We start from the raw sequence: 17,002 nt of genomic DNA on the forward strand, positions 1-17,002 counted from the left end.
GCTGCGCCAGCCAGGGCGGACAGGCGGTTTCACCCGCCTGGGCCAGGCGCAGCGCGGCCAACGGCGCGCCGCCCGCGGCGGCCAGCCATTCCCGCGCCGGCTCCACGTTCTGGTCGCGCAGCCATTGCAGGGCCGTGTCCGCATCCGGCGCGGGCAGCGGCAGGCGCCGGCAGCGCGACACCAGCGTGGGCAGCAGGCGGTCGGGCGCGTCCGCCACCAGCAGGAACACGGTATGGGGCGGCGGCTCCTCCAGCACCTTCAGCAGGGCGTTGGACGACACCACATTCAATGCATGGGCCGGATACAGCAACGCCACGCGCCAGCCGCCGCGGTGGGTGGCGGTATTGAACCAGGACTCCAGCGAGCGGATCTGGTCGATGCGGATTTCCTTGGACGGCGCGCGCTTGGCGGCGCCGGTGGCGGGCTCCGCATCTTCCGCCTGCTCGGCCGCATCGGCGCCCTCTTCCACGGCCACCGCCTCGGGGCGGATGCGGCGCAGGTCGGGATGGTTGCCGCTGGCGAACCAGGCGCACGCCGCGCAATGCCCGCAAGCCAGGCCGTTTTCGGGCGTTTCGCACAACAGGCTGGCCGCCGCGGCGACCGCGAAGTCCAGTTTGCCGATGCCTGCCAGCCCGTGCACCAGCCAGGCGTGCGCGAACCGGTCGCGGTTGCCCAGCCAGGCGCGGGCCGTGTCCATCTGCCAGGGAAGGAACTGGGGCGCGCTCATGCGTGGCGGGCCAGCAGTTCGCGCAGCCCGGCTTCGAGTTCAGTGCGGATCTGGGCGATGGATCGGGTGGAATCGACGATATGGATGCGGTCCGGGTCGGCCTTGGCGCGGGCGTGATAGGCCTGGCGGGTGCGCTCGAAGAACGCCGCGCCCTCGCGCTCGAAGCGGTCGGGTTCGCGGGCGTCGGCCAGCCGCGTGCGGGCCACTTCCAAGGGCACGTCGAACAGCCAGGTGCGGTCGGGCCGGCCGGCGCGCATCCAGTCTTCCAGCACCGCCACGCGCTCGGCCCCCAGGCCGCGCCCGCCGCCCTGGTAGGCGTAGGTGGCGTCCGTGTAGCGGTCGCAGACCACCCAGGCGCCGCGCTCGAGCGCCGGCTCGATTACCTGCCGCGCGTGCTCGCAGCGGGCGGCAAACATCAGCAGGGTCTCGGTGTCCAGCCCCATGGCGTCGTTGAGCACCAGCGCCCGCAGCTTTTCGCCCAGCGGCGTGCCGCCGGGTTCGCGCGTGGACACCACCTCAAGTCCCTGCGCGCGCAGGAAGTCGGCGATCCAGTCGGTATGCGTGCTCTTGCCCGCGCCGTCCACGCCCTCCAGCGTGATGAAGCGTCCGCGAGAGGTCATTGATCTTGTCCTTGTTCTGGTTCGGATTCAGGGGCGGCGTCGGCCGGGGGGCCGGCCGGCGCGGGTGCGGCGGCTGGCGCAGGTGCTGCGGCGGGCGCGGTGCGCTGGCCCTGTCCGAGGATATAGCGGGAAACGTTGCGGTTGTGTTCGGACAGGTTCACCGAGAACTCGCTGGTCCCGTTGCCCCGCGACACGAAAAAGAGGAATTTGTGCTGCTCGGGCTGCACCGCCGCCAGCAGCGCCGCCCGGCCGGGCGCCGCGATCGGCGTGGGCGGCAGGCCCGGACGCGTGTAGGTGTTCCAGGGCGTGTCGGTCTGGAGGTCGCGCTTGCGGATCCGGCCCTGGTAGGCGTCGCCCATACCGTAGATCACGGTGGGATCGGTCTGCAGCAGCATGCCGATCTTCAGCCGGTTGGTGAACACGCCGGACACGCGCCGGCGGTCCGGGCCATGGCCGGTTTCCTTTTCGATGATGGAGGCCAGCACCAGCGCTTCGTAGGGGGTGGCCACGGCCACGTCCGACTGGCGCTTGTCCCAGGTATCGGCCAGGATGCGCTGGCCTTCCTGATAGGCGCGGCGCAGCAGATCGTAATCGGTGCTGCCGGGCGTGAAGACATACGTGTCCGGAAAGAACATGCCTTCGGGATGCTTCACTTCAGAGCCCAGGCGCTCCATCAGGGCTTCGTCACTGGTGTCGCCCAGCGTCTGCTTGACGTCGGGATTCTCGCGCAGGGCCTGACGGATCTGGCGGTAGGTCCAGCCTTCCAGGAAGGTGATCTGGCGCTGCGTCATGTCCCCGCGCGCCAGGCGCTCGAGCAGCAGCCAGGGTGTATCGCCATTGATGGCCTGGTAGCCGCCCGCCTTCATCAGCTTGTCGCGTTCGGACAGGCGCGCCATCCAGACAAAACCGGGCTCCCAGATGGGAACCCCCGCCGCGTTGAGCGCGCGCGCAACGGTGCGCGGACTGCTGCCGGGGTCCACCACAAAGTCGACCCTGTCGGCCGAAAGGGCAATGGGACGATGCATCCAGCTCCAGGCGCCGCCCACCGCCGCGGCGGCGGCCAGCACGATGAGCAGGAAGAACCACAGGACGAGATTTCGGAGTCGCTTCTTCATAAGTGTCGGAAGTTTAATGGATCGCGGAGCCTTCCCGGGCCGCAACAGGGGCCGGATCGCACGGCGCACCCCTTTGCGCATCGGGGACATGGCCGGGGCGACGCGAGAACACGGCTATCATCAGCACTTTGATGACGCGATAAGTCCGCCGCCATGCACGCCTTTTATGCTTCGATTCCCGTTCGCGCCGAAGGTTGCGCGCAATGCGCGCCCCTGGATGACCTGACGGTCTTCACGGCCGCCGGCGCCGACGCCCTGACCTTCCTGCACGGCCAGCTCACGCAGGACGTCACGGGCCTGCCCCCCGACGCCGCCCGCCTCGCCGGCTACTGCACCGCCAAGGGCCGCCTGCTGGCCACGCTGGTGATGTGGCGCGGCGCCGCCGACACCGACGATGCCCCCCGCTTCTACGGCATGGTCCGCCAGGACCTGTCCCAGGCGCTGGTCAAGCGCCTGTCGATGTTCGTGCTGCGCGCCAAGGTCAAGCTGGCCGCCGCGCCGCTGCACGTGGCGGGCGTCCAGGCTACCCCGGAACAGGCAGCCGCGCTGGAAGCCGCGGCGGGCCCCCTGCCACGCGCCACGTGGCAGCGCGCCGACCTGCCGTCCGGCACCTGGATCGCGGCCCCGTCCGCGGATGCGCGGATGCGCTGGTGGTGGATCGCGTCCGACGCGCAGCTCGAGCAATCCGCCGCGCTGGTCCAGGCGCTGGGACTGGCCCCCGCGCAACACTGGCAGGCGGCCGACCTGGCCGCGGGCATTCCGTGGATCGGCGCCGCCACCCAGGACGTATTCATCCCGCAGACCGTCAACCTGGACCTGATCCAGGGCGTCAGCTTCACCAAGGGCTGTTATCCCGGCCAGGAAGTCGTGGCGCGCAGCCACTACCGCGGCACCGTCAAGCGGCGCATGGCATTCGGCACCGTCGCCGACGCCAGCCTGCAGGGCGCGGCGCTGGCCGGCGTGGACGTGTTCGACGCGGCGCAGCCCGGCGAGGCCATCGGCCGCGTGGTGCAGGCGGCCAACGACGGCGGCGTGGTGTCCGTGCTGTTCGAAACCACCCTGGCCGCGCTGCCGGAAGGCGATCTGCGCCTGAGCGCCGTGGACGGCCCGCGCATCGCCGCCGCCCCGCTGCCCTATTCGATCAATCCCTGATCGGGCTCGGGGCCTGTCGGCCCCGAAAGCAGCCTGTCTCGGGCCCTAGACAGCCACGCCGAACAGCGCGCCCACGCCCGCCGTCACGGCCATCGCCGCCGCGCCCAGCACGGTCACGCGCAGCGCGGCCGGCAGCCTGGGCGCGCCCCCGGCCTTGGCGGCCATGGCGCCCAGCGACGCCAGGCACAGCACCGACGCGCCGATGACCCAACCAATCAGGTGCGGCCCCGGCGAGGCGGCCGCCACGGCCAGCGGCACCGCGGCGCCCGCCGCAAACGATGCGGCCGACGCCACGGCCGCCTGCACCGGCCGCGCGCGGTTATGAAGGGAGATGCCGAGCTCGTCGCGCGCATGGGCGTCAAGCGCATCATGGCTGGTCAACTGGCGCGCCACCTGCTCCGCGAGGTCTCGCGTCAGCCCGCGGGCCACGTAGATATCCACCAGTTCGGCCAGTTCCTCGCCGGAATTGCGCTTGAGGGAGCGCTGCTCCAGGCGCAGGTCGGCGGCTTCGGTGTCGGCCTGGGTGCGCACCGACACGTATTCCCCCGCCGCCATCGACAGCGCCCCCGCGACCAGCCCGGCCACGCCGGAGGTCAGGATGGCTTCATGCGAGGCCTGGGCGGCCGCCACCCCGGTGATGAGGCTGGCCGTGGACACGATGCCGTCGTTTGCGCCCAGCACCGCGGCGCGCAGCCAGTTGCTGCGAAAAATCCGATGATGTTCTTTTGCTGGCATTGCCGGTACATCCCTGCGACACGCGACAGGCGCGCGGCGCGCCAGGCCGGTTGGCCGGACGCCCCACGCGCACCATTCATCGCGGCGTCACGCGCACCGCGGTGAGCAAGCCTATCACGCATAGCGTCGCTTGCTCGCCATCGTACGCATGCATTTCCACCTGACAGACCGAAAGGCGCTTGCCGGGCTTGACCACGCGCCCGCTGGCCACGAAACGGTCGCCCTTGGCCGGCGCCAGGAAGTTCATCTTGAACTCCGACGTCAGCACGTCCTCGCCCGCGCCAAACAGCGTGAAGGCGGCGTAGCCCCCCGCGCTGTCGGCGATGGTGGTGGAAATGCCCGCATGCAGAAAGCCGTTCTGCTGGCACAGGTCGGCCCGATAAGGCAGGACGATATCCACCCTGCCCGGCTCGACCACGTCCAACTGGGCGCCCAGCAACGCCATGATGCTCTGCTGGCCGAAACTGGCCCGGACCCGCCCGGCGGGATCCACGGAGGTCTGGTCGGCCGCCACGTCAGTCCTGCTCGCGCTTGACCAGGTTGACGATGCTGGAGAAATCCAGCTTGCCGGAACCGCCCGCGCTGTGCAGCGAATACAGGTTGCGCGCCAGTTCGCCCAGCGGAATCGAAGCCCGCGCCGACAGCGCCGACTCGGCCGCCAGGCCCAGGTCCTTGAGCATCAGGTCCACGCCGAAACCGCCCGCGTACCCCTTGGAGGCCGGCGCGTGATCCATCACGCCGGGCCACGGGTTGTAGAGTTCGGTGGCCCAGTTGCGGCCCGAGCTCTTGGCGATGATGTCGGACAGCACCTTGGGGTCCAGGCCGTTGGCCACGCCCAGCGCCAGCGCTTCCGACGTGCCGGCCATCAGGATGCCGAGCAGCATGTTGTTGCAGATCTTGGCCACCTGGCCGGCGCCCGCCGGCCCCGCGTGAAAGATGTTCTTGCCCATTTTTTCCAGCACGGGACGGGCGCGCTCCAGCGACGCCTGCGCGCCGCCGACGATGAACGTCAGCGTGCCCGCGGCCGCGCCGCCGGTGCCGCCCGAGACCGGCGCGTCGATCATGGCGATGCCGCGCACCTCGGCGGCCTGCGCCACCTTGCGCGCCGAATCCGGCGCGATGGTGCTGCATTCGATCACCAGCGCGCTGGACGCGATCTTGCCCAGCAGGTCTTCACCCAGGTACAGCCCTTCGACGTGCTTGCTGGCGGGCAGCATCGAGATCACGACCTCGGCCCCCTGGACGGCATCGGACGCGGACGCCGCCGCCGTGGCGCCGGCGTCGGTCAGCAGCTTGACGGCCGCCGGCACCAGGTCGAACACCTTCAGGCTGTGGCCGGCCTTGACCAGATTCAATGCCATGGGCGCGCCCATGTTGCCCAAACCGATAAACGCGATGCTGCTCATGATGTCTTGTCTCCTGTTGCTATTGCTGTAGGTATGGATTCATCGTGATCTGCGCGAAGGGTGGCCGGCCCCGGGGACCGGCCGGCGTCTCAGCGCCCTTCCCGGCCCAGGTCGGCCAGCGGATGCGGCTCGTCCTCGGGCCAAGGCTCTTCAAAGAACTTCTGCACCCAGGCGTCGGTCGCCATGTCAATGACGGCCGGATTCCAGCGCGGAGTCTTGTCCTTGTCGACCAGCAGCGCACGGATGCCCTCGGCGAAATCGCCGTGCGACGTGCAGGCCAGCGCCGCGATGTATTCGACGCGGAACACGTCGTCCAGCGAACGCAGGCGCGTGCGCAGCTGCAGCGCGAAAGCCAGGCGCACCGACCCCGGCGAGCCCGCCAGCATCGTCTTGGCCGCACGCGACAGCCAGGGATCCTCGTGGTCTTTCAGCAGCGCCAGTTCTTCGTAAATGTCGTCCAGCCGGTTCCCGTTGCACAGGTTGTTGATCAGGAACGAATGCTGGCGCAGCGGACCCGGTTCCAGCGGGGTACGCGGCTCGAGCGCGGTCAGCGCCCGGCGCAGCAGGCCGTCATTGATGGAGCGCGGCGGGATCGCGTCTTCGGCGCCGCCCGACGCCTGCCCCGCCCAGGGCTGCTCCTGCAGCGACGCCAGCAGCGCCGGCCAGTCCGCCTGGTCCAGGCGGAAGTCCGCCAGGCCCGCGAAGAAGGCGTCGGACGTGTTTAGCTGGGCGCCCGTCAGCGCCAGGAACACGCCGCTGCGGCCCGGCATGCGATTGAGCAGCCAGCTTCCGCCCACGTCCGGGAACAGGCCGATCGTCACTTCCGGCATGGCCAGGCGCGAGGTCTCGCTGACGACGCGGTGGCTCGCGCCCATCATCAGGCCGATGCCCCCGCCCATGACGATGCCGTTGCCCCAGCACAGCACGGGCTTGGGGTAGGTATGGATGCGGTAATCCAGCCGGTACTCGTGCTCGAAGAAGCGCCGCGCATAGTCGTTGTGCCAGCCGGGCTTGCCCGCGTTCTCGGCCATGCTGCGGTACAGCCCGTGCAGGTCGCCGCCGGCGCAGAACGCCTTTTCGCCCGCGCCCTGCAGCACCACCAGCGCCACGCCGGGATCGCGCGCCCAGGCGTCCAGGCGATCGGCCAGCAGCTCCACCATTTCCAGCGACAGGCCGTTCAGCGTCTGCGGCGCATTCAGCGTCGCGATTCCGAAACGCATTCCATTGGCGGCGGATCTTTCTTCGAACAACACCGGTGCATTCATCTTATGTCGGCTCCTTTTTCCAACAATTGGCGGGCAATGATCACGCGCATGATCTCGTTGGTGCCCTCCAGAATCTGATGAACGCGAGTATCGCGCACCAGACGCTCCAAGGGATAGTCCTTCAGGTATCCGTAGCCGCCATGGATCTGCTGCGCGTCCAGGCACACCTGGAAGCCCATGTCGGTCGCAAAGCGCTTGGCCATCGCGCAGTAGGTCGCCGCGTCCGGCGCCCCGGCGTCCAGCTTGCACGCCGCCAGGCGCACCATCTGGCGCGCGGCCACCACGTGGGTCGCCATGTCGGCCAGCTTGAACTGCAGGGCCTGGAACTCGGCCAGCCGGCGGTTGAACTGGCGGCGCTCATCCATGTAGCGGCGGGCGGCGTCCAGCGCGCCCTGCGCCGCGCCCACCGAGCAGGTGCCGATGTTGATGCGTCCGCCATCCAGGCCCTTCATGGCGATCTTGAAGCCTTCGCCTTCCTGGCCCAGCATGTTCGCGGCCGGCACGCGGACGTTCTCGAACGTGATGGGGCGCGTGGACTGGCTGTTCCAGCCCATCTTTTCTTCCTTGCGGCCGTAGCCGACGCCCTCGCTGTCGGCGGGAATGGCGAACGCGCTGATGCCGCCCGCGCCTTCGCCCCCCGTGCGCGCCATCACCACCAGCAGGTCCGTGTCGCCGCCGCCCGAAATGAAGGCCTTGGCGCCGTTGACGATGTAGTCGTCGCCCTGGCGCTGCGCGCGCGTGGACAACGAGGCCGCGTCGGAGCCGGCGCCCGGCTCGGTCAGGCAGTAGGAGGCGAGCTTCTCGCCGCTGGCGAGCAAGGGGCCCCAGGCTTCGCGCAGCGCCGGCTGGCCCCATTTGCCGACCATCCAGGTGGCCATGTTGTGGATCGTCAGGAACGCCGTGGTGGACGGGTCGACGGCCGCCATTTCCTCGAACACCAGGGTGGCGTCCAGACGAGGCAGGCCCAGGCCGCCGATGTCCTCGCTGGCATAGATGGCGCAAAAGCCCATTTCGCCGGCGCGGGCAAAGGCCTCGCGGGGAAAGATGCCCTCGGCGTCCCAGCGCGCGGCGTTGGGGGCCAGTTCGCCCTCGGCATAGTCGCGCGCGGCCTGCGCGAACGCGCGCTGCTCGTCGGTCAGTTCCAAGTCCACAGCCTGTCTCCTGTTGTATTGAGTATTGTCTGCTGGCGTTGCTGCCGTCTCGTGAACGTCGGCCCGCCGATTTTGACATGACGTTGACGTAAACGTAAACGGAAACCCGGCTTTATGTTACGCCGGAAGCGACGGCGCGCTTTGTCTCAATGGTGACAATGTGGGCCGTCGGACAGGCGCGGCCCGGCCAGGTCGGGTCAAGTCAGGCCAGATCAGGCCGGCCCCGGCCTACAGCAGCCCTGCGGGCCGCACCCGGCCGTTCCTGGCAGTCTTGGCGCGCCGGTGCTCGGCGCGGCGGCGGCGCGATTCCTTGGGATCGAACGTGAGGCCCCGGTAGACCTCGACGCGGTCGCCGTCGGCCAGGCGCGCATGCGGTTCGGTGGCGCGGCCGAAGATGCCCACGCCCCGCTCCCACGGCTTGACGACCGGAAAGGCCTGCGCAAATCCGCTGGCCGCCAGCGCGTCTTCCACGATCGCGCCTTCAGGCAGGCGCACCTCTCGCTGCCACGCGTGCCCGGGCAAGGCGTAGCAGACGGTCACGCAGACCTGCCCCGCCGCGGACGGCTCATTCGCCATACTTGGCCTGCGCGCGCTTGGTGAAGGAATCGATGAAGCTGGTGGCGATACGGTTGAACACGGGCCCCACCACCATCTCTAGCGCGCGGTTCGAAAACGCGTACTCCATGGTGAACAGCACCTTGCAGGCGTCCTCGGCCAGGGGCTGGAACACCCAATGCCCCACCAGGCTGGAGAACGGGCCATCCACCAGTTCCAGGTCGATCCGGTCGGGATAGACATGCTTGTTGCGCGTCGTGAAGCGCTGCTTCATGCCCGCGAAACTGATCAGGATGGATGCCTGCATGCCGTGCTCGTCGCGGGTCTGGACCTCGGCGCCGCCGCACCACGGCATGAACTCGGGGTACTTCTCCACGTCGGCGACCAGGTCGAACATCTGGGCGGCGCTGTACGGCACCAGGACGGATCGTTGTACTTTGTGCATCGACTATCGCAAATGGCTAGAATGGCAAGATTTTACCGGCTCAGCGCGTCCTGGACCTAAAACCAAGCAAAATCCGCAGGATCCCAAGCAAGAAGGCTTTATGAGCATCATCGACAACCGCAAGGCCACGCACGACTATTTCATCGAAGACCGCTACGAGGCTGGCCTTGTCCTGCAAGGCTGGGAAGTCAAGGCGATCCGCGACGGCCGCGTGCAGCTCAAGGAAAGCTACGTCATCGTGCGCGATGGCGAACTGTACCTGCTTGGCATGCACGTGAGCCCCCTGCCCACGGCATCCACGCACATCCATCCCGACGCCATGCGCACCCGCAAGCTGCTGCTCAAGGCCGAGGAAATCAGCAAGCTCATCGGCAAGGTCGAACAGCGCGGCTACACGCTGGTGCCGCTCAACCTGCACTACAAGAACGGGCGCATCAAGCTCGACTTTGCGCTGGGCCGCGGCAAAAAGCTGTTCGACAAGCGCGACACCGCGCGCGAAAAGGACTGGGCGCGCGAAAAGGAACGCATCATGAAGCACGACACGCGCGCCCCGCGCAAGAGCAAGGACGACTGACCCCAGAACGGCAGGCTCAGGCGGCCACGGGCAGCAACGGGCGTTCCGCTTCCTGTCCCGGACCCGCGATGCGATTGCGTCCCGCCGCCTTGGCCGCGTAGAGCTTGCGGTCGGCCCGCTCGAAGAACACCTGCAGGTTCTCTCCGGGGATCCAGTCCTCGACCCCCGCGCTAAACGTATACGAGATCGTGCTGCCGCCGTGCGCGCAAGGCGTGCGCCGCACCGAGTCCAGCAGCCGCTCCGCCACTTCCAGCACCGCGTCGCTGCGCATGTCGGCGAACAGCACGCCGAATTCCTCGCCACCCACCCTGCCCACGTGGTCGCCCGTGCGCAGCGTGGCCGTTGCCAGCAGGCCGAAATGGCGCAGCACGGCGTCGCCGGCCGCATGGCCATGCGTGTCGTTGATGCGCTTGAAATGGTCGATATCCAGCAGCAGCAAGGTCAGCGGGCGGCGCATGCGCAGGGCCTGCGCGCAATAGCGCTCGGCCTGCAGCCACCAGGCCTTGCGCGACATCAGGCCGGTCAGGAAATCGGTGTTGGCCTCTTGCTCGCGGTCGGCCAGCATGCGGTCGTGGATGATCATGATGGTGCCCAGGGTCAGGCACGGCATGATCAGCACGCCCAGCGTCAGGAAGGCGACGCTCCAGATCGTGGGGTCCAGGAACGCCGAGACCGAATCCAGCCCGTACAGATAGACGCCCGCCCGCGCCGCGCAGACCAGGGCGGAAATCACGGTCACCGCCCACACGAAGCGGTAGCTGTAGCGCGACCGGTGCGCCGGCATGTTGCGCTGGACGATGACGGCCACGCCCAGCATGAAACCCATCTGCAGCAGCGACATCGCCACGATGCGCGGTTCGACCTGCCAGTTCACGTAGGTGTAGCCCGCCACCACCGCCAGCGCCGCCACGCAGCCCAGCGTCATCAGGTGCCTGGGCACCGAAAGCCCGAGCAGCCTGCGCACGCCCGCGTAATAGGCGCACAGGGCCAGGGCGATGGCCGTGTTGGGCACCAGCACCGACAGCCACAGCGGCGCCTTGGTGTTCTGCAGGGCAAATGTGGAAAACGCCAACAGCGTGAGCAGGTTGGCGCGGATGGTCTCGCGAATGCCGGCCATGCCGCTGCGCGCCAGGGACCCCAGGACGCACAGGGATAGCACCCCCGCCAGCGCTGCTATCAGAAGCAAATTAACGGGAGCGATCATGGGCCGGGCGCCTGGGGGCGCGGTATCAGGTGTTGCGCGTGGACTTCACAATGGTCATGGCGGAGGCGATCATGCCGCCCACGTCCGCCAGATTGGCCGGCAGGATCAGCGTGTTGCCTTCCTTGGCCACGTTGCCGAACGCCTCGACGTAGCGCTCGGCCACCTTGAGGTTCACGGCCTCCATGCCGCCAGGCTGGCGCACCGCGTCGGCCACCTGGGTGATGGCCTTGGCGGTGGCTTCGGCGATCGCCAGCACCGCCGCGGCCTCGCCCTGCGCCTGGTTGATCTGCGCCTGCTTCTCGCCCTCGGATCGCGCAATCGCGGCTTCGCGCTCGCCGGTGGCGATGTTGATCTGCTCCTGGCGGCGGCCTTCGGACGCGGCGATCAGCGCGCGCTTCTCGCGTTCCGCGGTGATCTGCGCCTGCATCGAACGCAGGATCTCGTTCGGCGGCGTCAGGTCCTTGATCTCGTAGCGCAGCACCTTCACGCCCCAGTTCAGCGCCGCCTCGTCCAACGACGAAACGATGTTGCTATTGATGGAATCGCGCTCTTCGAAGGTGCGGTCCAGTTCCATCTTGCCGATGACCGAACGCAGGGTCGTCTGGGCCAGCTGGGTGATCGCCGAAATATAGTTCGACGACCCGTACGAGGCGCGCATCGGGTCCGTGACCTGGAAGTACAGCACGCCGTCGACCTGCAGTTGCGTGTTGTCGCGCGTGATGCAGACCTGGCTGGGCACGTCCAGCGGGATTTCCTTGAGCGAGTGCTTGTACGAGACGCGCTCAATGAACGGGATGACGAAGCCGGCGCCCGGCGACAGGACGCGGTCGAACTTGCCCAGCCGCTCGACCACCCAGGCATGCTGCTGGGGAACGATGGCGATCGCCCTGATGACGATCAGGATCGCCAGCGCAACGATGACGAGCAGGACGATAGTGGAAGTATCGATCATGATTTGAAGCCTCTTTTCGGATGGATGCGCTGGCGTTCCCTGCAATGCCGGCCAGGGGTCCAACGGCTGCCCGCGCCGCAGCGCGGGGCGGTACTGCTATGCCGAGCCGGGCGCGCCCTTGGGGGCCAGCACCAGGATCGAACCGCGCAATTCGGTAATGACGTGTTCGCCGGCCTGCGGGGCGCACCCCTTGGCCAGTTCGGCCTGCCAGTGGGCGCCGCGGTACCACACGCGCGCGGCGCCGTTGTCGGACCAGGCCTCGACCATGACGGTCTGGCCGATGTCCAGGTTGACGTCGGCGTTGCGGGCGGAATTGACTTCGCGCTTTTTCAGGACGCGGGTCTTGCGCAGGACCAGCAGGCCCAGCAGCAGCACCACGCCGCAAGCCACCAGTTCCCATTGCAGGCCCGCGCTGAACCAGGCCGCAATGCCGCCCGCCGCCAACCCCAGGGCGACCAGCAGCAAGTAGAAGGTTCCCGTCGCCAGCTCCCCGATGAGGGCAAGCGCGGCCAATCCCAGCCAGATCCACATAGTCTTCTTATCGCCTGTAAGGATGAGTCTCTGAGCGGATTGTACGTATTTCCGGGACGGAACGGGAGACGCCGCGCGCCCTCGGGAACAATCGCGCTGGATTATGATGTGCCCTGGCGCACCCGACCGCCGTACCGCCGGACCGCCCGACTGGCGGCTCGCCGCGCCGACCTCATCAATGCACATCCCTTTATGACCGCTGCAACTCCTTCTGCACTGCCCGTCCTGATCCTGCACACCGGCGATCCGGACGATACGCTCAAAAGCCAGTTCGGCGGCTATGCCGAACAACTCGTGCGCGCGGCCGGCCTGGCCGCCGATGCCGTCGAAATCGTGGCCGTCTACGAAGGCCAGCGCCCGCAGGCGCCCGCCAGCTACCGCGCCGCCCTGATCACCGGATCGCCCGCCATGGTCTCCGACCGCGAACCCTGGAGCGAAGACACCGCCGCCTGGCTGCGCGAAGCCACCGCCGCCGGCCTGCCCATGTTCGGCGTCTGCTACGGCCACCAACTGCTGGCGCACGCGCTGGGCGGCAAGGTCGGCTACAACCCCGCCGGGCGCGAAGTGGGCACCCAGACCGTCGAGCTTCTTCCGACTGCCGCGGGCGACAAGCTGATGGCCGGCGTGCCGTCCACCTTTCCCGCCCAGATGCTGCATGCGCAGACCGTGCTGCAGCCGCCTCCCGGCGCGGCGGTGCTGGCGCGCTCGGACCTGGACGAACACCAGATGATCCGCATCGGCCGCAACGTCTTTTCCACCCAGTTCCATCCCGAATTCGGCCCGGACTTCATCCGCGCCCACCTGGACCGCTTCGGCCGCCGCTACGCCGCCGAAAATCTCGATGTGCCCGGACTGACCGCGAACGTGCGCGCCACGCCCGTGGCCGCAGGGCTGCTGCGCCGTTTCCTGGAAACCTACGCGCCGGCCGCCTGAGGCCCTTCGCGCCGGCCTGCGCAACAAGCGGAGTGCGGCGCCCGGCGGCCCTTGAGACGATAGCGGCAAGCGTACCCAATCACGCGCAAGTCAGGAGTCCCGTCATGAGCCCCGCCGCCGCCCCCCTGAGCAAGCAGCACGCCGCCGCGATCGAGCGCGCCTGCCGCGCGCTCGAAGCCGAGCAGCCGCCAGACCTGTCCACGCTGGCCGAGCAGGCCGGCATGAGCCGGTTCCATTTCCACCGCGTCTTCAAGGCCGCCACCGGCATCACCCCGAAGGCCTACGCCAACGCCCTGCGCGCCAGCCGGGCGCGCCAGCACCTCGAGCAGAGCGCCAGCGTCACCGACGCGATGTACGACGCCGGATTCAATTCCAGCGGACGCTTCTACGAGGCCGCGCCGGCCATCCTGGGCATGACGCCCACGGCCTTCCGCAAGAACGGCGAAGGCGTCGACATCCGGTTCGCGGTGGCGCAGTGTTCGCTGGGCGCATTGATGGTGGCGGCCAGCGACACCGGCATCTGCGAGATCGCCCTGGACGAAGATCCCGACCAGCTCGTCAGGAACCTGCAGGACCGCTTCAAGGCCGCCCGCCTCATCGGCGCCGATCCGCGATTTGAACGCTGGGTGGCGGCCGTGATCGGCTTCGTCGAAGACCCCTCCCGCGGCCTGGACCTGCCGCTGGACGTGCGCGGCACGGCCTTCCAGCGCAAAGTCTGGGAGGCGCTGCGCGAGATCCCCCTGGGCGCCACCGCGACCTACGCGCAGGTCGCCGAACGCATCGGTTCGCCCCGCGCCGTGCGCGCCGTGGCACGCGCCTGCGCCACCAACAACATCGCGCTGGCGATTCCCTGCCACCGCGTGGTTCGCACCGACGGCTCGCTGGCCGGCTACCGCTGGGGCATCGACCGCAAGCGCGAACTCATCGCGCGGGAAGCGCAGGCTGCATAGCCCCACCTTCCCTGATGACTCGCTCAGGGCGGAAACTCCAGCCCCCCGGCCACGAATGGCGAAAAAAAACCCCGCGCCTTCCCAGGCGCGGGGCTTTTTTGATCAGCCGTCAGATCAGTTCTTGGCCAGACGCTGCCAGGTGTCGACAACGGTGTCGGGGTTCAGGGACATCGACAGGATGCCCTCGTCCTTCAGCCATTGCGCGAAGTCCGGGTGGTCGCTGGGGCCCTGGCCGCAGATGCCCACGTACTTGTTGGCGGCCAGGCAAGCCTTGATCGCGCGGCGCAGCATGAACTTGACCGCTTCGTCGCGTTCGTCGAAGTCCGCGGCCAGCAGTTCCATGCCCGAATCGCGGTCCAGGCCCAGCGTCAGCTGGGTCATGTCGTTGGAACCGATCGAGAAGCCGTCGAAGAACTGCAGGAACTCCTCGGCCAGGATGGCGTTGGACGGAACCTCGCACATCATGATCAGCTTCAGGCCGTTTTCGCCGCGCGCCAGGCCGTGCTTGGCGAGCAGGTTCACCACCTTCTCGGCCTGGCCCAGGGTGCGCACGAACGGCACCATGATCTCGACGTTGGTCAGGCCCATTTCATCGCGCACCTTCTTGAGCGCTTCGCATTCCATGCGGAAGCACTCGGCGAAGTCCTCGGCGATGTAGCGCGACGCGCCGCGGAAGCCGAGCATGGGGTTCTCTTCCTCGGGCTCGTAGCGCGAACCGCCGACCAGTTTGCGGTATTCGTTCGACTTGAAGTCCGACATGCGCACGATGACGGGCTTGGGGTAGAAGGCGGCGGCGATCGTCGCCACGCCCTCGGCCATCTTCTCGACGAAGAACGCGCGCGGGCTGGCATGGCCGCGGGCCGCCGATTCCACGGCCTTCTTCAGTTCGCCGTCCACATTCGGGTAGTCCAGGACCGCCTTGGGGTGGATGCCGATGTTGTTGTTGATGATGAATTCCAGGCGCGCCAGGCCGACGCCGCCGTTGGGGATCTGGGCAAAGTCGAATGCCAGCTGCGGATTGCCCACGTTCATCATGATCTTCAGATCGATGGCGGGCATGTCGCCGCGGCGCACTTCTTCCACTTCGGTTTCGATCAGGCCGTCATAGATGCGGCCCTCGTCGCCTTCAGCGCAAGACACGGTCACGGCCTGGCCTTCCTTCAGGAGGTCGGTGGCGTTGCCGCAACCCACGACCGCCGGAATGCCCAGCTCGCGCGCGATGATCGCCGCGTGGCAGGTGCGGCCGCCGCGGTTCGTCACGATGGCCGAGGCGCGCTTCATCACGGGTTCCCAGTTGGGGTCCGTCATGTCGGTGACCAGCACGTCGCCCGGCTGGACCTTGTCCATGTCCGAGATGTCGCCCACCACGCGCACGGGACCGGAACCGATCTTCTGGCCGATCGCGCGGCCGGTGATCAGGACCTGACCGGTGGCCTTCAGGCGGTAGCGCTGCTGCACGTCGTTGACGCCCTGCTGCGACTTCACCGTTTCCGGGCGCGCCTGCAGGATGTAGATCTTGCCGTCGACGCCGTCGCGGCCCCACTCGATGTCCATCGGGCGCTGGTAGTGCTTTTCGATGATGACGGCGTAGCGGGCCAGCTCATTGACCTCGTCGTCGGTCAGCGAATAGCGGTTGCGCTCGGAAACCGGCACGTCGACCGTGCGCACGGCGCGGCCTTCGGGACGCTCGGGGTCGAATTCCATCTTGATCAGCTTGGAACCGATGCGACGACCGACGATCGGGAAATGGCCCTGGGCCAGCGTGGGCTTGAAGACGTAGAACTCGTCGGGGTTGACGGCGCCCTGCACCACGGTTTCGCCCAGGCCGTAGGACGAGGTGATGAACACCACGTCCTGGAAGCCCGATTCGGTGTCGATGGTGAACATCACGCCGGCGCTGCCCTTGTCGGAACGCACCATGCGCTGGATGCCGGCCGACAGGGCGACATCGGCGTGGGCATAGCCCTTGTGCACGCGATAGGAAATCGCGCGGTCGTTGTACAGCGATGCGAACACGTGGCGGATCTTGTCCAGCACGTCGTCGATGCCCACGACGTTCAGGAAGGTTTCCTGCTGGCCGGCGAACGAGGCGTCGGGCAGGTCTTCGGCCGTGGCGGACGAGCGCACGGCGAACGAACCCTTGCCGTCGGCGTCGAGCTTGGCGAAGGCGTCGCGGATCTGGGATTCGAATTCCGACGAGAACGGCGCATCGACGATCCATTGGCGGATCTGCGCGCCGGCGGCAGCCAGCTCGCGCACGTCTTCGGGGTTCAGCGTGGTCAGGCGTTCAGCGATCCGCTTGTCCAGGCCGGAGGCCTTCAGGAAATCGCGGAAGGCGTCGGCGGTCGTGGCAAAGCCGCCCGGCACGCGGACTCCCGCGCCAGACAGCTGGCTGATCATTTCGCCCAGTGATGCGTTCTTGCCTCCTACCGAGTCCACGTCCGTCATGCGGAGCTGCTCGAACAAAACAACATACGACATTGAAGTCACCTTTTACAATGGAATGAAAGCGAGTTTGGTCAATGCATGAAAAGCGCTGTTTTGCGGCGCCGGCGGATGCGCTTGCCGGCATGCAAAAGGGGCTTTTTCAGACGCTGACCAAACTGGCCTTGGACCGCCCTTGGGGTGACTTATAGGGGCCTGATTGTACTCGGTGGAGTACGTCCGGCCATCTGCCTGGTTGGAAT

18 protein-coding genes are annotated in these 17,002 nt (G+C 67.8%); 4 read left to right on the forward strand and 14 right to left on the reverse strand.

What is annotated here, in order from left to right; translation table 11 throughout:
* The 3 genes from holB to mltG form a co-directional block, all read right to left on the reverse strand.
* The coding region (gene holB / locus ABE485_RS21805) for a DNA polymerase III subunit delta' (RefSeq protein WP_346517351.1) at window positions 1-727 on the reverse strand (727 nt) is incomplete at its 3' end.
* Entirely contained in the window at window positions 724-1,347 is a 624-nt protein-coding gene (gene tmk / locus ABE485_RS21810; protein WP_346517352.1) for a dTMP kinase, read from the reverse strand. The genes tmk and holB, both read right to left, overlap by 4 nt.
* The gene (mltG, locus tag ABE485_RS21815) at window positions 1,344-2,462 is read right to left on the reverse strand and encodes an endolytic transglycosylase MltG (RefSeq protein ID WP_346517353.1); all 1,119 of its coding nucleotides are present in this window, start codon (window positions 2,460-2,462) and stop codon (window positions 1,344-1,346) included. Before mltG ends, tmk begins: the two co-directional genes overlap by 4 nt.
* Window positions 2,463-2,615: 153 nt before the next feature.
* Between mltG and ABE485_RS21820 the strand changes: the two genes are divergently transcribed.
* Window positions 2,616-3,614 (forward strand): YgfZ/GcvT domain-containing protein, encoded by a 999-nt coding sequence (locus ABE485_RS21820; protein WP_346517354.1) that lies wholly within the window; start codon window positions 2,616-2,618, stop codon window positions 3,612-3,614.
* Between the two features lie 45 nt (window positions 3,615-3,659).
* On the opposite strand, the gene ABE485_RS21825 is transcribed toward ABE485_RS21820, so the two are convergent.
* From ABE485_RS21825 to ABE485_RS21855, 7 genes are all read right to left on the reverse strand, one after another.
* Window positions 3,660-4,349, reverse strand: coding sequence for a VIT1/CCC1 transporter family protein (locus ABE485_RS21825; RefSeq protein WP_346517355.1), 690 nt, complete (start codon window positions 4,347-4,349; stop codon window positions 3,660-3,662).
* Window positions 4,350-4,425: 76 nt separating this feature from the next.
* Window positions 4,426-4,863: a PaaI family thioesterase gene (locus ABE485_RS21830; RefSeq protein WP_346517356.1), complete on the reverse strand. Its 438-nt coding sequence runs from the start codon at window positions 4,861-4,863 to the stop codon at window positions 4,426-4,428.
* A gap of 1 nt (window position 4,864) precedes the next feature.
* Window positions 4,865-5,755, reverse strand: coding sequence for a 3-hydroxyisobutyrate dehydrogenase (gene mmsB / locus ABE485_RS21835; RefSeq protein WP_346517357.1), 891 nt, complete (start codon window positions 5,753-5,755; stop codon window positions 4,865-4,867).
* Between the two features lie 89 nt (window positions 5,756-5,844).
* The gene (locus tag ABE485_RS21840; protein ID WP_346517358.1) at window positions 5,845-7,020 is read right to left on the reverse strand and encodes an enoyl-CoA hydratase/isomerase family protein; all 1,176 of its coding nucleotides are present in this window, start codon (window positions 7,018-7,020) and stop codon (window positions 5,845-5,847) included.
* Complete coding sequence (locus tag ABE485_RS21845) at window positions 7,017-8,171, reverse strand: acyl-CoA dehydrogenase family protein (protein ID WP_346517359.1); 1,155 nt, start codon at window positions 8,169-8,171, stop codon at window positions 7,017-7,019. Before ABE485_RS21845 ends, ABE485_RS21840 begins: the two co-directional genes overlap by 4 nt.
* A gap of 228 nt (window positions 8,172-8,399) precedes the next feature.
* Entirely contained in the window at window positions 8,400-8,747 is a 348-nt protein-coding gene (locus ABE485_RS21850; RefSeq protein WP_346517360.1) for an RnfH family protein, read from the reverse strand.
* Window positions 8,737-9,171: a type II toxin-antitoxin system RatA family toxin gene (locus ABE485_RS21855; protein ID WP_008167748.1), complete on the reverse strand. Its 435-nt coding sequence runs from the start codon at window positions 9,169-9,171 to the stop codon at window positions 8,737-8,739. Before ABE485_RS21855 ends, ABE485_RS21850 begins: the two co-directional genes overlap by 11 nt.
* On the opposite strand from ABE485_RS21855, the gene smpB reads away from it, so the two are divergent.
* Complete coding sequence (gene smpB, locus ABE485_RS21860) at window positions 9,080-9,745, forward strand: SsrA-binding protein SmpB (protein WP_346517361.1); 666 nt, start codon at window positions 9,080-9,082, stop codon at window positions 9,743-9,745. The genes ABE485_RS21855 and smpB overlap by 92 nt on opposite strands.
* A gap of 16 nt (window positions 9,746-9,761) precedes the next feature.
* Here the strand turns inward: smpB and ABE485_RS21865 are convergent, their stop codons facing one another.
* The 3 genes from ABE485_RS21865 to ABE485_RS21875 form a co-directional block, all read right to left on the reverse strand.
* Complete coding sequence (locus ABE485_RS21865) at window positions 9,762-10,949, reverse strand: GGDEF domain-containing protein (RefSeq protein WP_346517362.1); 1,188 nt, start codon at window positions 10,947-10,949, stop codon at window positions 9,762-9,764.
* Between the two features lie 25 nt (window positions 10,950-10,974).
* Window positions 10,975-11,901 (reverse strand): SPFH domain-containing protein, encoded by a 927-nt coding sequence (locus ABE485_RS21870; RefSeq protein ID WP_025138819.1) that lies wholly within the window; start codon window positions 11,899-11,901, stop codon window positions 10,975-10,977.
* A 96-nt stretch (window positions 11,902-11,997) separates the two neighbouring features.
* Complete coding sequence (locus ABE485_RS21875) at window positions 11,998-12,432, reverse strand: NfeD family protein (protein ID WP_346517363.1); 435 nt, start codon at window positions 12,430-12,432, stop codon at window positions 11,998-12,000.
* Window positions 12,433-12,624: 192 nt separating this feature from the next.
* Here ABE485_RS21875 and ABE485_RS21880 point away from each other — a divergent pair, with 192 nt between their 5' ends.
* On the forward strand, window positions 12,625-13,365 hold the full coding sequence (locus tag ABE485_RS21880) for a glutamine amidotransferase (RefSeq protein WP_346517364.1): 741 nt from the start codon (window positions 12,625-12,627) through the stop codon (window positions 13,363-13,365).
* A gap of 104 nt (window positions 13,366-13,469) precedes the next feature.
* A complete protein-coding gene (locus ABE485_RS21885; protein WP_346517365.1) occupies window positions 13,470-14,315 on the forward strand; it encodes a bifunctional transcriptional activator/DNA repair enzyme AdaA in 846 nt (281 codons plus the stop codon).
* A gap of 114 nt (window positions 14,316-14,429) precedes the next feature.
* On the opposite strand, the gene ppsA is transcribed toward ABE485_RS21885, so the two are convergent.
* Window positions 14,430-16,796, reverse strand: a complete 2,367-nt coding sequence (gene ppsA, locus ABE485_RS21890; RefSeq protein WP_346517366.1) for a phosphoenolpyruvate synthase — start codon at window positions 16,794-16,796, stop codon at window positions 14,430-14,432.
* Window positions 16,797-17,002: the final 206 nt, after the last annotated feature.

Origin of the sequence: Achromobacter spanius (genome assembly GCF_039673305.1) — a bacterium.
Taxonomy (GTDB): domain Bacteria; phylum Pseudomonadota; class Gammaproteobacteria; order Burkholderiales; family Burkholderiaceae_B; genus Achromobacter; species Achromobacter spanius_F.